Below are 13,804 nucleotides of genomic sequence, written 5' to 3' on the forward strand. Positions count from 1 at the left end.
TGAAACTACGGCGTAGCCCTGACCGCGCGCAGGCATGCACTCCATCTGTCCCGCGCGCCGGCCGGGTCGGAGGCTCGGTTCGAGGCGTATTCGGTGTAGCACGCCCTGCCTGCCACTTGTTGTTCTCGCGACCTGGCGATGCGCTCCTGGGAGATTTGCGCCTGCGTCTTCTGGTTCGCGTCGGGGTCGGAGCCTTCCGCGATGCGGTTGGCCGGCGGAGCGGTTCGCGCGGCGGGCACCGGCCTGCCAAAAATATCGGGCCGCGATGCCTTCCACTGAGCATCGCCTTCCGCGTGCGCCTGTTTCCTCATCTCCTCGGTCGGGAAGATCTTCTGCGGCACCTTGGCGGCCTTGCGCGCATCCTCCTCGAGGGCGGGACACTCTTCGAGGGCGCGATCCTGAACCCGGGTCATGTCGGCCACCCCTCGGGCCATGAGCCATTGGACGTTTTCCGGCGGCCGCGATTTCCAGAACAGGTAGCTGCTGTAGTCCTGCTCGCCGTTGGCATTGAGGTACGGGCCGTATTCGCAGTTGAGCATCAGGGCGCCGGCATCGTCGCTCTTTTTCAGTTCCACCTTGAAGAGCGGCGGCGAATCCTTCAAGCGCATGAAGGTGCTGGGTGGAAGGGGCCTGGAGGCACGCAGCGGGAGCTTGCGGTCCTTTTCCTCTTGCGTGGGATGTTGTCCGGCCCAACGATTGATCTCCGCTTGGTCTCGTTCGGCACGGTAGGCCGTGTACTGCGGTTCGGTTGCGCGCAGCGCCTTCGCGAATGCGGCTTCGTCAAAGAGGATCAGTTGATCGTCGCCACGCGCGCCCAGTTCGCCGCGCATGCTCCTTACCCAGCTCATGAAGGAGCCCTTGGCGGGACGGGGAATGCCGCCGTCGAGTTCGCGCCCTCCATTCAGTGCCGCGGTCAGCTTGTTCACGGCGTCCGAATGGGGATTGACGCCATCGATGACCAGGACCTGGGCAAGGACGATGTCCTTTTCGAAAAGCCGCGTGGCGAACTCGGCGCCCGCGGCACTTCGGTTGGCCGGCGGTGCCAGAAAGTAGGCTTCGCGCGCAGCCTGGATCGTGGCCTCGAACTGCGCGGCCTTTCCCTTGTATGCGATCGCATCGCGGATCGCGGCGTTGGCGTTTTCCCGGAAATAGTCCGCCCCCGTGGGGGTGCCGATCCATTGATCGACGGCCCCTGCTGTGCCGGCGAGGAGCACTGCGGCGAGTGCGAGCAACGGCGAGTGGGCGCGGCGCCACGCTGAAGGGGGAACAACGATTGCCCTTGGCGCTGCTTTCATGGTCCGCTCCTTCAAGGTTCGCACGTCGCCTGGTTTCAAGCCGCCAATTACAGTCCGAGCAGGTGCCTGGCCTTTGCGAGCATCGGCCACAGGTTGATGACGCCCAGCCAGTGCAGGACGATGCCGATGACCAGCAGGGCCCCGGCGACCTTTGCCGCGACAGCCAGCACCTTGAGCGCGATGTACAGCGCCGCGCCCGCCAGCGCGCCCGCCACCGCCCCCACCCCCGCGTAGACCGCAAGGCTGCCGAGCGTCCAGCCCCCTTGGAGCAGCATGTAGCCGACGCAGAGGACCGCGAACAGCCCGGCGCCTGACTTTGCCGAGGTGGCCAGGGTCTCCGGTTGCACCAGAGTCGGGCCGCCGCCTGCGCTGGCGCCGGGCGCGTGCCAGGTGCCGGGGCGATAGGTATCGGTCGTTCCGCTTGAGTACGGCCTGCTGGCATGCGCGGTCTCGCGCTGCGCCTGCTCGCGTTGCCGGTCCCGGGCCGCAACGCCTTCCTGGTAGTCGATCGAGCTCTTGTTGCCGCCCACGCCAAGGCGGCCGTTGTTCATGTCCTGATAGCTCATTGCTGCGCTCCAATGCGGCCCCACAAGGCGGGATCACAGCCTGAGGGCATCGGCACGCGGGGTCAAGCGACGAGGGCTCGGTGCGTCATCAAATGAATGGACAGGTCACGCGCTGCGCCTGGGCTGCAGCGCGCGAAGGGCGGATGGTCAGTCCACGCCGCGCGACGCCAGCACCGCCTTGAGCCTGCGCACTTCATGCTCCAAGTCCAGGATCAGCGCAGCCGCATCCAGCCCCACGCCAAAGTCCCGCTCCAGCCGGCGCGCGGCCAATGCGCGTTGCAGGTCGCTGCTGCCGAAGCGCCATTGGGCCGGCGGCGCATGCTGTTGTTCGATGCGCGCCTGCACGATGCCCACCTCGACGAGTTGCACCACCCAGGCGACGTCGGCGCCGCAGGCGTGGGCCAACTCGGCCACAGCCAGGGGTTGCGAGGAACTGACCACCGTGGTGGTCGCAATCACGGAACGAGTCGCCATGATCAAACTCCCAGATGGCGGCGTGGGTTGAAGGAAGGCGAGGCCTTGGCGAGCGCCTCGTAGGCGGCTCGGGCGGCATCGCTGTCGGCGGGGGGCAGCGCGATTTCCAGCAGCAGGTACAGGTCGCCCGGCGTCTTGCCCGGCAGGCCGCGCCCCTTGAGCCGAAGCTTCATGCCGTTGCGCGCATTAGGCGGCACGGTCACCTCGACCACGCCGCCGGTCGGCGTCGGCACTTCGACCTTGGCGCCCAGCGCCGCTTCGCTCGGCGTCACCGGCAGCGTCATGTACAGGTCGCGCTCCTCGATGCGGTAGTGCGCATGCGGTGCGATGCGCACCTCCAGGTACAGGTCGCCGGCCGGCTCGCCGCCGTGGCCGGGCATGCCCTGGCCCGCGAGGCGGATGAACTGGCCGGGCCGCACGCCGGGCGGGATCTTCACGCTGAGCGTGCGGTTCTCCCACTGCGGCATGCCTTGCGCGTCGATGGTCTGGGCGCGCAAGGTGATCTCGCGCTCGGCGCCGTTGAGCGCGTCTTCCAGCGCGATCTCGATGGCGGCGTGATGGTCCTCGCCGCGTGCGCGCATGTTCTGGCGCGCAGCGCCTCGCCGCTCACCGGCGCCAAAGATCGACGAGAAGAACTCGCTGAAGTCGGCATGGTCAGCCGGGCCGGCGCCCGGGCCGCGGTGGAACTCGTAGCCGGTGTCCCAGCCCGGTGGCGGCTGGAAGTCGCCCTCGGGCGATCCGCCGCGCGCCACGCGGTCGGCCAGCGCGTCGTAGGCAGCGCGCTTTTCCTTGTCGCGCAGCACGTCATTGGCCTCGTTGATGTCGCGCATCTTCACCTCGGCGTCGGCTTCCTTGCTGACGTCGGGGTGGTACTTGCGCGCGAGCTTGCGGTAGGCCTTGCGGACCTCGTCTTCGGTGGCGCCGCGCTCGAGGCCGAGGGTCTTGTAGTAGTCCTTGAATTCCATGGTGTCGGGTTATGCAATGGCGGATTCTGCGTCGCCCTTGGCCTGCAGCGCCCTGATCGACCAGATGGGGCCGTTGCGCTCGAATCGCAATGGCTGCGCGTTGCCGAGGACGCTCAGGTCGATCTTCACGCCAAGCAGCGCGGCCAGCACGAACAGGCTGCCGCCATGCGCGACCACGAGCACGGGCGCAGGCTGGGCCAGCGCGGCGGCGAGTGCGACGCGCTTGCGGTCGACGAACTGCTTGAGCGTCTCGCCGCCCTCGGGCTCGCAGGCCCAGTCGATGTTGGCCGACGAGGTGCCGATGAGCGCGCCGAAATGCCGCTCGCGCAAGCCCGCGTCGGCGGCCGGCACCAGCCCGTGCGGCGCCGCCACGGTCTGCGCCGTGACGTGGGCGCGCGGCGCGTCGCTGCAGACGACGCTGCGGATGGTCTCCCCGGCCAGCACGCTCGCGGCCTGCGCTGCCTGCGCCAGCCCGAGTTCGCTCAGGGGCTCGTCGGCCGCCTGGAAGATGCGCAGCGCGTTGCGCCCGGTCTGGCCGTGGCGCAGGAAATAGAAGTGGTCGCAGGCGGGCGCGATCGGCTCTGCGGCAGCCAGCTGGACCAGCAGGTCGAGCCCGTCGGGATGGAAGTGGGCGGGGGTGACGAGGGATGCGGCGTGGGTGCTGCTCATGAAGTCTTGCTGGAGGCTGTGCCGAGTTTCATTGCCGCGGGCCGGGCCAGCAGGCGCTTGATGTAGGAGTCGATCTTGGCGCTGCCCGAGTGGCCGCCGAAGAGTTTCTGCCAGATGAAGACGGAGCCGATCATGATGTCGGCCGCGGTGAATTGGGCGCCCAGCAGCCAGGGGCCGTAGCCCAGTTCGCGTTCCACGACGTGCACTGCCTCCCTGAAGCCCGTCCAGCCGCGCGCAGCGGTGGGCGTGATCTTCATGAAGGCATCGCTCATCGCGGGTTCGAGCTGCGAGGTCGAATACACCATCAGCGACAGGTAGCGGCCGCGGTCATCCGCGCCCACCGGTGGCGCCAGGCGCTTTTGCGGAAAGCGCTCGGCCAGGTACATGCAGATGGCCGCGCATTCGAAGAGGCGGGTGTGTCCGTCCACCAGCGCCGGCAGCTTGCCGGCGGGGTTGATCTGCAGGAAGGTGGGTTGCTTGTGCTCGCGCTTGCTGAAGTCGATGTTCACCAGTTCGTAGTCGATGCCGCATTCGTCCAGCATCCACTTGGCAGTGACGGCGCGGCTGTGCGGGTTGTAGTAGAGCTGCATGCTCGTCTCCTCATGGCTTGCGCTCCTCAGAACTTGGGGATGCGCAGCGTCTTGCTGATCATCAACGTGCCCGACAGCGCGAACAGCAAGGCGATCGGGTGGAGCACCCAGGGGCCGAGCGTCCATGCGCCGCCCCAGAGCGTGGCCCCGATATTGCCCTTCCACGCGGCATATGCCAACACGCCCACGAGCACCACGCTGGTCGGGATGGGCGTGCCTTCGAAGTACCTGACCTTGTCGGCGCCTTCGGAAAGTGCCTCGGCCGTGACGTTGTAGCGGGCCAGCCGGCTCACGCCGCAGCAGACGAAATAGATCAGCAGCGCGGCATCCCAGCCGCCGTTGGCGCCGGCGGCAAAGGCCAGCGCCGCGGGCATCACGCCGAAGGAGATCACGTCGGCCAGCGAGTCCAGTTCGCGGCCGAGCGCCGAATGCGTCTGGCGCCAGCGCGCGATGCGGCCGTCGAACACGTCGAAGATGAAGGCTGCGGGTGCCAGCGCCGCCGCCCACATGAACAGGGGGAGGTCCGCCTTGGCCGCATAGGCCATGGCAAGGAACACGCCACCGACGCCGCACGCCGCGTTGCCGAGGGTGAAGGCGTCGGCCAGGTGAAAGCCTCGGATCATCGAGAAGTGCTTGCGGGGCCGGGTGGCGGGGCTGGGCAGGGGCATGAGGGACCTCCGGGGGAACAAGTGCACCTTAACGCAAGCGTGACGCCGTTGCGTCCTGCGCTTCGGCCAGTCGGGCGAAACGGCCGAGCAGTTGCGCGGCGGCAGGCGTCGCTCGGACGTCCTCGCGCAGTGCATCGGGGTCGACGCCTTCGGCGCGCAGGTCCTCGGCCAGCGCGTCGACGTAGCCGCGCATCGCGGCGGCGTCGAACTCGGGATGGAACTGCACGCCCCAGGCGCGCTCCCCGACGCGAAAGGCCTGGTGGGGCTCGAAGGCATTGCCCGCGAGGCGCACGGCGCCGGGCGGCAGCCGCAGCGCGCTCTGCCGATGCACCACGTTGGCCGGGAACTCGCGCGGCAGGCCTTGGAACAGCGGATCGTCGGTGGACGCGTCGGTGAGCGACACCGTCACGGTGCCGATCTCCAGGCCGCCGGGATGGTCGTCCGCCTCGCCGCCGAGCGAATGGGCCAGCAACTGGTGACCCCAGCAGATGCCGAGCACCGGCTTGCCCTGCCGGACCACGCTTGCGAGCCAGGCCGCGGTGGCCTCGCTCCAGTCCTCGCGGTGCGACACCATCGAATGCGAGCCGGACAGCACCACGGCGGACAGTTGCGCGGGCGCCGGTAGCGTATCGCCGCGGCGCGGATCGAGCACCACCACCGGCAGGCAAGTGTCGCCGAGGCCCTCGGCAATCCAGTGCTCGAAGTCGCCGTGTTCGTTGCGCAGTTCGTCGAAAGTGTCGCCGGCCTTGACGATGACGAGCGGATGGGGGAGGGCGTCTTCCATGTTCATTCGGTGATGCTTGCTTCGTACTCGGCCGCGACCTTGTCCAGGTGCGACCAGAAGGGGCGTGGAATGCGACCGTGCAGCACGTCGAGCAGCACGCCCAGGTGCGCATGCCAGCCGGCCGCCACGTCGCGCGTTTCTGCCACGCCGCGGAGGCCGCTGTGCGTCAGATGCAGCGCGGTCTGCTTGTCGCCCTGGGCTGTCAGTTCGAACCTTGCTTCAGAACCCCCAGGGCCGTTGGCGTCGTTGCGCCAGGCCAGGACCAGCAGATGCGGCTCCTCCATCTGCAGCACGCGAGATGCTTGCGACACGGGCGCGCGGAACTGCTTGAAGCGCTCGGGCGCCTGTTCGCCGCTGAGCGCCGTGTGGTCGAACAGCAGCTCGAAAGCATCGCCAGGCTGCGTGCCCATGGCGCCACCGGCCAGCCAATGCGCGCGCAATTCGGGCTCCACGAGGTGGGCCCACGCACGGTGAATGCCCACGGGCAACAGCCGCTCGAAGCGCAGGGTGCCAGGCGCTGTGACATCGCCAAGGTCTTCCTTCATCACGGTGTGCTCCTTGTTCAAGACCGCTCGATGGCCGGACGCACGGCGCGTGCCACCTCGTCGACCAGTTCCCGGCGTTCGGTCGGGGCGAACCAGCGCGTGCCCAGGCCAGCCTCCCAATCCGCGTGGCCGCGCGCCGGCTCGGCGGCTTCGACGATGGCTTCGAGGCGGTGCCCGATGAATGGCTCGCCCTGCGGGTCGGCCGATGCGGCGATGCGGCCCGTGGCTGCGTGGCCGCGTTGCTCCAGCGCATGGACCAAGGCGAGCAGCCAGGCCACGAGCACTTGCAGCACGCGGTCTTCCACGGTCAGCTCCTGCACGTCGTTCATCAGGTTGACCAGCTTGCGGCCCATCGGCCCGAAGCCCTGCGACAACGCCCCGCCAATCGTCGCGCCAAGGGCAGTGGCCGCCCCCAGCGACAGGCCGGCCAATGCCATGTCCGCCACCACGCCGACGGCAGCGCCGACCGCCGCGCCCTTGCCCAGGCGCAGGCCGGCGTCCTTCATCGCCTCGGCGCTGAAGAAGTCCATGCTCCAGCGGCCTTCGAGCTGCGGCAGCGGCGCCTCGTCGGCGTCGCCTTCGCGGAAGCCATAGAGCGCAAGCAGGTCGTCTGCGCAACGCTGTGCCTTGCTGGAGACGGTGGCTTGCAGGTCGGCGATGAGCTTCTGGCGCCGCGTCGGATCGTTGAATTCGCCGGATGGCACGGTGCGGCGCACGGTGGTTACGTCGACCACCAGTTCCGCGATGCGCGCGGCGGCGGCGTCGCGGCGTTCGCCGGCCTCGGCGGAAAGCGACGTGGCGACGCGGGCGAGTTGCTCGCGGCGCTCGCGCAGCAGCGTGCCCAGGTCCTCGTAGAGCGCGCGTTCGGCCCCCACGAAGGGCGCGGCGGCGTCGAAGCGCACGACGGCATGCAGGCCGTAGGCGGAAAGCAGTTCGCGCCACGCGGGCTCGCGGCTGGCGTCGCTGCGCACGAAGTTCAACACCGGCAGCACCGGCCGCGCGCAGGAGTTGAGCAACTCGATCTCGGCACGGAACTTCGGCAGCACCGGTTCGCGCACATCGATCACCAGGAAGGCCGCGTCGACGTCGAGCATCGCGCGCAGCACCTTGGCCTCCTGCTCGAAGGCGCCATGCGCTTCCGGGCCTTGCAGGAAGGCGCGGATGCGCTCCGGCGGCGTCGGCGCGCGGGCGGTGAAGGCTTGAAGGTGCTCGCGCAGGCTGACCGCGTCCTCCAGGCCCGGCGTATCGAGGAAGGTCACGGCTGCGCGGCCAGCCACTTCCAGCGCGATCTTCTCGACATGGCGCGTGGTGCCGGGGCGCTCCGACACTTCGCCGAATCGAATGCGGCGCGTGAGCGTGCGCAGCAGCGAAGTCTTGCCGGCATTGGTGTGGCCGACGACGGCGATGCGGATGCTGGTGTCGTTCATGAGCTTCGCAGTGTCGCCGCAAGGTCGTCGCAGGCTTCGATGCGGTCCAGCCCCACGTCGCCGAGCCAGCGCCGCCAACGCCCGCGCGCGGCTTCGTCACCGGCCATCAGCCACAGGCGACATTCGCCGCAATGCGCGAGCAATTCGCGCAGCAGGCGCTCGGTGCCGCGGTCGGGGCTCGATGCGGCGTGGCAGGCCATCAGCAAGGTGCGCGGGCGCAGCCGGCCGATGGTGGCGAGCAGGGCGTGGCGCTGGCCGGCGCTGCCGTCGACATGCAGCACCGGCGCGACGGCGGGCGGCAGGCCGGCGGGCGGCCACGGCGCTTCTTCCGGCAGCTCGAAGCCGACCAGCACCTGCCTGTCGCTGGTCTCGCCGGCACCCAGGCCCATCGGCGACTGTCCACGAACGAAGCCGGGGTCGCCATCGACGATGCGGGCCGGCGCCATCGCCTCCAGGCGCGCGAGCAGCTTGACGTAGTAGGGCTGTGCGAGGTCCGGCCGCAGGCGGCGCTTGCGGCGCTGCCATACCAGCGCGCTGACGACGGCGAAGAACACGCGCGGCAGCAGGCCGTAGGTCACGATGCAGCCGGTAAGCCAGAGCGCCCAGTCGCGTTGCTCCGCCGCGCCGGCAATGGGGGCCAGCACGGTGCTCGCGTCCGGCACCGGGAAGCCCAGCAGGCCCGGCGCCCAGCCCAGCCACTTCACGCCATTCACGAAGAAACCGGGTTCGAGGATCGTGGTCTCCCAGTTCAGCGTGTAGCTGCGAAAGGCCAGCGCGAAGAGCAGCGCGGCCAGCACTACCGCGAAGGACAAGGCCCAGATGCAATGGCTCACGAAGCCGAAGGCCCAGGGCACCAGCCGCGCGCGCCCGAGCAACTGCGTGGCCGCGCGCAGGAGCATGGGCGTCTGGCCCCGCTTTCCGCCAGCGACGCGCGCGGTCAAGGCCATCCACAGCCATCCCAGCGAAGTGTTGAACGAGGTGAGCGGCAGCACCAGCCCGGCCAGCCACAGGAGGAGTGTCAGCAGGTGCACGCCCAGCAGGCTCGCGAGCGCAACCATGATGTTGATGCGGCGCTCGCTGCCGCCGACGACATTGCCCGCCAGCGACAGCCCGGCCAGCACGACCACCAGCACGATCCCCAAGCCGACCCAGGGCGCCCAATGCCGCGCACGTCGCAGTTCGGCTTGCAGACCAATGCGCTCGCCAAGCGCAGCGGCGCGACGGGCAATGCGGCCTGCGGGGGATGTTTGCGTAACGACCGCATCGCGAAGCGCGGCGGCGTCGTCGAGCGGCCCGGCCTGCTCGACGAGTTGCACCGCCTCGGTGACCACCGCATCCTTCAGCAGCCAATCGGTTTCGCGCAGTGCGGTGTTCAATAGCGTCCCTTGGGCATCAGAGCGCTGAAATTATGCCCGGCGCTGCCCCATGGAAAAGGGCTGCCAAGGCAGCCCGTCGAGTGCCGCCTTTCGGAGACTCCGATCAAGTCCTCCACGGACCTGGTCAGAGTCCCGTCAGGCGGAATCTCTCTCGTCGAGTGTGGGCGCGTTCAGCGAAGGCCGAAGAACGAAAGCACCGCAACCACGACAACGACCAGCCCGACGATATAGATGATGGAATTCACGGAGGACTCCTCTGTTTAAGACCACTCAAGTTTTAGGCGCATTGCGCGCCAAAGCTGTCGGCGGGCGTGGTCGCGTGGTGTAGGAATCAGGCCGCTTCTTCTTGCGCTTCCTCGTCGAGCTCGCCCAGGAAGCCGCCGCTCTGGTGCGACCACAGCCGCGCATAGAGCCCGCCTTGCGCCAACAGCGTCCTGTGGTCGCCTTGCTCCACGATGCGGCCTTCGTCGAGCACGATGAGCCGGTCCATGGCCGCGATGGTCGAAAGCCGGTGCGCGATCGCGATCACGGTCTTGCCTTCCATCAGCTGGTAGAGGCTGGCCTGGATCGCGGCTTCGACCTCGGAGTCCAGCGCGCTGGTGGCTTCGTCGAGCAGCAGGATCGGCGCGTCCTTCAGCATCACGCGCGCGATGGCGATGCGTTGTCGCTGGCCGCCGGAAAGCTTCACGCCGCGCTCGCCCACATGGGCGTCATAGGCGCGGCGGCCGCTGGCGTCGCTGAGGGTCTGGATGAAGTCGTGCGCCTCGGCACGCTCTGCTGCTGCACGGACCGCCGCGGCGCCGGCGTCGGGCCGGCCATAGGAGATGTTGTCGGCCACCGAGCGGTGCATCAGCGACGTGTCCTGCGTGACCATGCCGATGTGCGCGCGCAGCGAGTCCTGCGTGACATGGGCGATGTCCTGCCCGTCGATGAGGATGCGTCCGCCCTGCAGGTCATGGAAGCGCAGGAGCAGGTTGACCAGCGTGGACTTGCCCGCGCCCGAGCGGCCGACCAGGCCGATCTTCTCGCCCGGCGCGACGGTCAGGCTCATGTGATCGATCACGTTGCGGCCCTTTTCCGCCTCCGTGCCATAGCGGAACACCGCATGCTCGAAGCGGACTTCGCCGTGCGGCACGTCGAGTGCGACGGCATCGGGCGCGTCGAGCACGCTGCGCGGACGCGAGAGCGTCTTCATGCCATCCTGCACGGTGCCGATGTTCTCGAACAGGCTGGTCATCTCCCACATGATCCAGTGCGACATGCCCTGGAGGCGCAAGGCCATCGCGGTCGATGCGGCCACCGCGCCAATGCCCACCGAGCCCTGCGACCACAGCCACAGCCCGGTGCCCGCCATGCCGGCGGTCAGGCCCATGCTCAGCATGTGGTTGCTGATCTCGAAGGCGCTCACCAGCCGCATCTGGCCATAGCCGGTCTGCATGAAGTCCTGCATCGCGGAGCGTGCGAAGCCAGCCTCGCGGTGCGTGTGCGAGAACAGCTTGACGGTGGCGATGTTGGTGTAGGCGTCGGTCACGCGGCCGGTCATCATCGCGCGCGCATCGGCCTGGGCCTTGCCGATCTGGCCGAGCCGCGGCACAAAGAACCAGAGTTGCACGATGTACAGCAGCAGCCACGCGATGAAGGGCAGCATCAGTTGCCGGTCGAGCACCGCCGCCAGCACGATCAGGGTGGCGACGTAGACCGCCATGGCCACCAGCACGTCGGCCAGCACGAAGATGGTGTCGCGCACGGCCAGCGCGGTCTGCATGACCTTGGCCGTGATGCGGCCGGCAAACTCGTCCTGGTAGAAGGCCATGCTCTGGCCCAGCATGAGCCGGTGGAAGTTCCAGCGCAGGCGCATCGGCAGGTTCACCGCCAGGGTCTGGTGCTTGACGATGGTCTGCAGCGCCACCACGCCGATGCTCGCGACGAGCGCGAAGGCCAGCCACATCAGCGTGCCGCCGCGCTCCTGCCACAGCCGCGCCGGGTCCTGCCCGCCCAGCCAGTCGACGATGCGGCCGAGCATGGCGAACAGCAATGCCTCGAAGGACGACATGACTGCGGTGAGCAAGGCCATCGCCAGGATCTTGCTGCGCACGCCATCCGTGCAGGCCCAGACGAAGGCGAAGAAGCCCGAGGGCGGCAGCGTGGGCTCGGAGGGCGGGTAGGGGTGGAGGAGTTTTTCGAAAAGGCGGAACAAGGGGAGTCGGCTCCTGGCGCAACACGGTCTTCGTGCGGGGAGGTGATTTTGGGCCAAGCGGGGAACCGAGGCTTTGACAGGGCGATGGCGCACGTTCCGCCCGCGCTGGTGCGCCAGCGGATCAAGCGGCTGCTGCCGAGGGCGGGCGCCGATCGGCCGTAGGGTGGCGCTGAATACTATGGCGCGTTGTGCTGACGCGCTTCACCGACGACTCGCACATGCGCAAGATGCGCCGCAGCACTTGAACGCAGCCCGTTGATGCCGGTCTCGTCGTACCGCGCGACCGTCTCGTTGCCGCTTGAGTCTTCCAGCAGCAGAAAGCCGGTCTCGCGAAGCGTTTCCTCGAGCGTCGTGGGATCGAACCCAGACAGGAATGCCTCGCCGGCCGACGCGACCGAAGCCTGGAGTTGCCGGAACGCCTCGCTGCGCGCGTGCCCTGGCGTGAAGACGGCGTTGTCCACGTAGCTGAAGACGAGTTCACTGCCGGGCGCTGCGCACGAGGCGATGGCGCGCAAGGTTGCGAGATTGGCCTCGCGCGTGAGGTACATCGTGACGCCCAGCCATGAGAAGAAGGTGGGCCGCCCGGGTTGGAACGATGACCTGGCGAGCGCCGCGTCGAGGCCTTCGCTGGCCAGGTCCGCGGCGATGAAGTGCAGGTTGTCCGGCACATGCACGCCGCACTCGTCCAGGCGCCGCCGTTTCATCCCTTGCGTCGCGGGATGGTCGATTTCGAAGATCGTCATGGCTTCGGCATACGGTGGTTGGCGAAGCGCAAAGCTGTCGAAGCCCGCACCGACCATCACGTACTGGTCGATGCCGCGCTGCGCAGCCGCTGCCAGCGCGTCCTCCGCATAGCGCGTCCGGACAATGACGTCCGCGTGGGCCGCATTGGCGCGCAACGCAGCGTCCAGCACCGCCTCGGGCGCCTGCAGTGCCTTCGCGCGCGCTTCGGAATCCATGCGCGCGAGCACTGTCTGCAGGGCGGCGGCGCGGACGGAGTCCGGCACAAGGCGATCGCCCCAGGGGTCGTCGATCACGGGCCTGGGGGCCGTGCGCGAATGCACTGCGCGCATCATGGAGGTGGCAAGTGCGGTGCGGCTGGGGTCTGCTGGATTCAATGACTTTCCTCGGGTGTCGTGCGGGATGCGGAGTGTCGAACTCGCTCGATGTTTTGTACAGGGCCTTGGCTGAACCCTTTCGCTGCACCCGATGAGATCGTTGCATCTCGATTTGCTGGCCGCGCCTGGAAGGGCAAGGGTGGCAGGGCGCTGCTGCCTTGATCCGGTACATCACGACAAGCGCTGCGCCAGGAAGTCGATGAAGCTGCGTAGCTTCGGCGCCATGTATTGCCGACTGGTGTAGACCGCGAACAGCGTCACCGCGGGCGCGCTGTAGTCGGGCACGAGGCGCGTGAGCAGCCCCTGCGCCAGGTCGTCGTCGACCAGCCATTCGGGCAGGAAGGCCATGCCCATGCCCGCGCGCACTGCGTGCAGGCTGAGAGTGGTGTCGTCGGAACGCAGCACCGGCGCCAGCCGCAGCGGCGCCTGCCGGCCGCCCGCTGCCTTGAGCGAGAGTCCCTCGATGTTGACGTAGCTCGGCACGATGGCGCCGAGCCGCGCCAGGTCGGCGGGAACGGCGGGCGTGCCGACGCGTTCCACGAGCGCCGCCGCGGCCACCAGGTGGAACTGCACCTTGCACAGCGGTCGCGCGATCAGCGCGGGCGAAGGCTCGTGGGTGGCGCGCAGCGCCAGGTCATGGCCGTCCGCCGCCAGGTCGACCTTCCGGTTCTCCAGGTGCATGTCGACCAGCACCTCGGGGCAGCGCTCGCGGTAGTCCGCCAGCAGGCGGGCGAAGCGCGGCGTGGCGCACCAGACGGGCGCGCTGACCTTGAGCTGCCCGCGCGGCGTTTCGTCACGCTGGCCGATGGAGGCTTGCGCCGCATCCAGCAGGTCCAGCGCCTGGCTGCTCTGCGCGTACCAGGCGCTGCCGGCCTCCGTCAGGCTCAGGTGCCGGCTCGACCGGTTCAGCAGGCGCGCGCCGAGCGACTTCTCCAGCTGCGCAACATGCTTGCTGGCCATGGGCGCGGAGATGGCGAGGCGCTCCGCCGCGGCGGCAAAGCTGCCGGCGTCGACGACCTCGCGGAAGACGCGCAGGCTGGTCAGGCGGTCCATGGATGGTTTCCTGTGGAGAAATGAATCATTGAATCGATCGCTCTCGAATTCTGCAGGGGAAATCACTACATTCGATG

At 68.5% G+C, this 13,804-nt stretch carries 14 protein-coding genes; all 14 read right to left on the reverse strand.

Annotated elements, in window-relative coordinates:
• Positions 1 to 5 precede the first annotated feature (5 nt).
• Positions 6 to 1,385 carry a hypothetical protein gene (locus tag HB681_RS05405; RefSeq protein WP_213953741.1) on the reverse strand — a complete coding sequence of 460 codons (1,380 nt, stop codon included), beginning with the start codon at positions 1,383 to 1,385 and terminating at the stop codon, positions 6 to 8.
• The gene (locus HB681_RS05410; RefSeq protein ID WP_213953742.1) at positions 1,343 to 1,861 is read right to left on the reverse strand and encodes a hypothetical protein; all 519 of its coding nucleotides are present in this window, start codon (positions 1,859 to 1,861) and stop codon (positions 1,343 to 1,345) included. Before HB681_RS05410 ends, HB681_RS05405 begins: the two co-directional genes overlap by 43 nt.
• A 147-nt stretch (positions 1,862 to 2,008) precedes the next feature.
• Complete coding sequence (locus HB681_RS05415) at positions 2,009 to 2,335, reverse strand: chaperone modulator CbpM (RefSeq protein WP_213953743.1); 327 nt, start codon at positions 2,333 to 2,335, stop codon at positions 2,009 to 2,011.
• Between the two features lie 2 nt (positions 2,336 to 2,337).
• Positions 2,338 to 3,300 (reverse strand): DnaJ C-terminal domain-containing protein, encoded by a 963-nt coding sequence (locus tag HB681_RS05420; RefSeq protein WP_213953744.1) that lies wholly within the window; start codon positions 3,298 to 3,300, stop codon positions 2,338 to 2,340.
• 9 nt (positions 3,301 to 3,309) lie between these two features.
• A complete protein-coding gene (locus tag HB681_RS05425) occupies positions 3,310 to 3,969 on the reverse strand; it encodes a histidine phosphatase family protein (protein WP_213953745.1) in 660 nt (219 codons plus the stop codon).
• Positions 3,966 to 4,559 (reverse strand): glutathione S-transferase family protein, encoded by a 594-nt coding sequence (locus tag HB681_RS05430; protein WP_213953746.1) that lies wholly within the window; start codon positions 4,557 to 4,559, stop codon positions 3,966 to 3,968. Before HB681_RS05430 ends, HB681_RS05425 begins: the two co-directional genes overlap by 4 nt.
• Before the next feature lie 26 nt (positions 4,560 to 4,585).
• The gene (locus HB681_RS05435; RefSeq protein ID WP_256734819.1) at positions 4,586 to 5,227 is read right to left on the reverse strand and encodes a CDP-alcohol phosphatidyltransferase family protein; all 642 of its coding nucleotides are present in this window, start codon (positions 5,225 to 5,227) and stop codon (positions 4,586 to 4,588) included.
• Positions 5,228 to 5,255: 28 nt separating this feature from the next.
• Positions 5,256 to 6,011, reverse strand: coding sequence for a glutamine amidotransferase (locus HB681_RS05440; RefSeq protein WP_213953747.1), 756 nt, complete (start codon positions 6,009 to 6,011; stop codon positions 5,256 to 5,258).
• A gap of 2 nt (positions 6,012 to 6,013) precedes the next feature.
• Positions 6,014 to 6,577 carry an SRPBCC family protein gene (locus HB681_RS05445; RefSeq protein ID WP_256734820.1) on the reverse strand — a complete coding sequence of 188 codons (564 nt, stop codon included), beginning with the start codon at positions 6,575 to 6,577 and terminating at the stop codon, positions 6,014 to 6,016.
• A complete protein-coding gene (locus HB681_RS05450) occupies positions 6,574 to 7,983 on the reverse strand; it encodes a GTPase/DUF3482 domain-containing protein (RefSeq protein ID WP_213953748.1) in 1,410 nt (469 codons plus the stop codon). Before HB681_RS05450 ends, HB681_RS05445 begins: the two co-directional genes overlap by 4 nt.
• Positions 7,980 to 9,359, reverse strand: a complete 1,380-nt coding sequence (locus tag HB681_RS05455; RefSeq protein WP_213953749.1) for a DUF2868 domain-containing protein — start codon at positions 9,357 to 9,359, stop codon at positions 7,980 to 7,982. The genes HB681_RS05450 and HB681_RS05455 overlap by 4 nt, the downstream gene beginning before the upstream one ends.
• A gap of 331 nt (positions 9,360 to 9,690) precedes the next feature.
• Complete coding sequence (locus tag HB681_RS05460; protein WP_213953750.1) at positions 9,691 to 11,556, reverse strand: ABC transporter ATP-binding protein; 1,866 nt, start codon at positions 11,554 to 11,556, stop codon at positions 9,691 to 9,693.
• Positions 11,557 to 11,732: 176 nt separating this feature from the next.
• Positions 11,733 to 12,674, reverse strand: coding sequence for a class I SAM-dependent methyltransferase (locus HB681_RS05465; RefSeq protein ID WP_213953751.1), 942 nt, complete (start codon positions 12,672 to 12,674; stop codon positions 11,733 to 11,735).
• A 171-nt stretch (positions 12,675 to 12,845) separates the two neighbouring features.
• A complete protein-coding gene (locus tag HB681_RS05470; RefSeq protein ID WP_213953752.1) occupies positions 12,846 to 13,727 on the reverse strand; it encodes a LysR family transcriptional regulator in 882 nt (293 codons plus the stop codon).
• Between the last annotated feature and the right edge of the window lie 77 nt (positions 13,728 to 13,804).

Origin of the sequence: Variovorax sp. dw_954, assembly GCF_018449755.1 — a bacterium.
Classification (GTDB): domain Bacteria; phylum Pseudomonadota; class Gammaproteobacteria; order Burkholderiales; family Burkholderiaceae_C; genus Variovorax.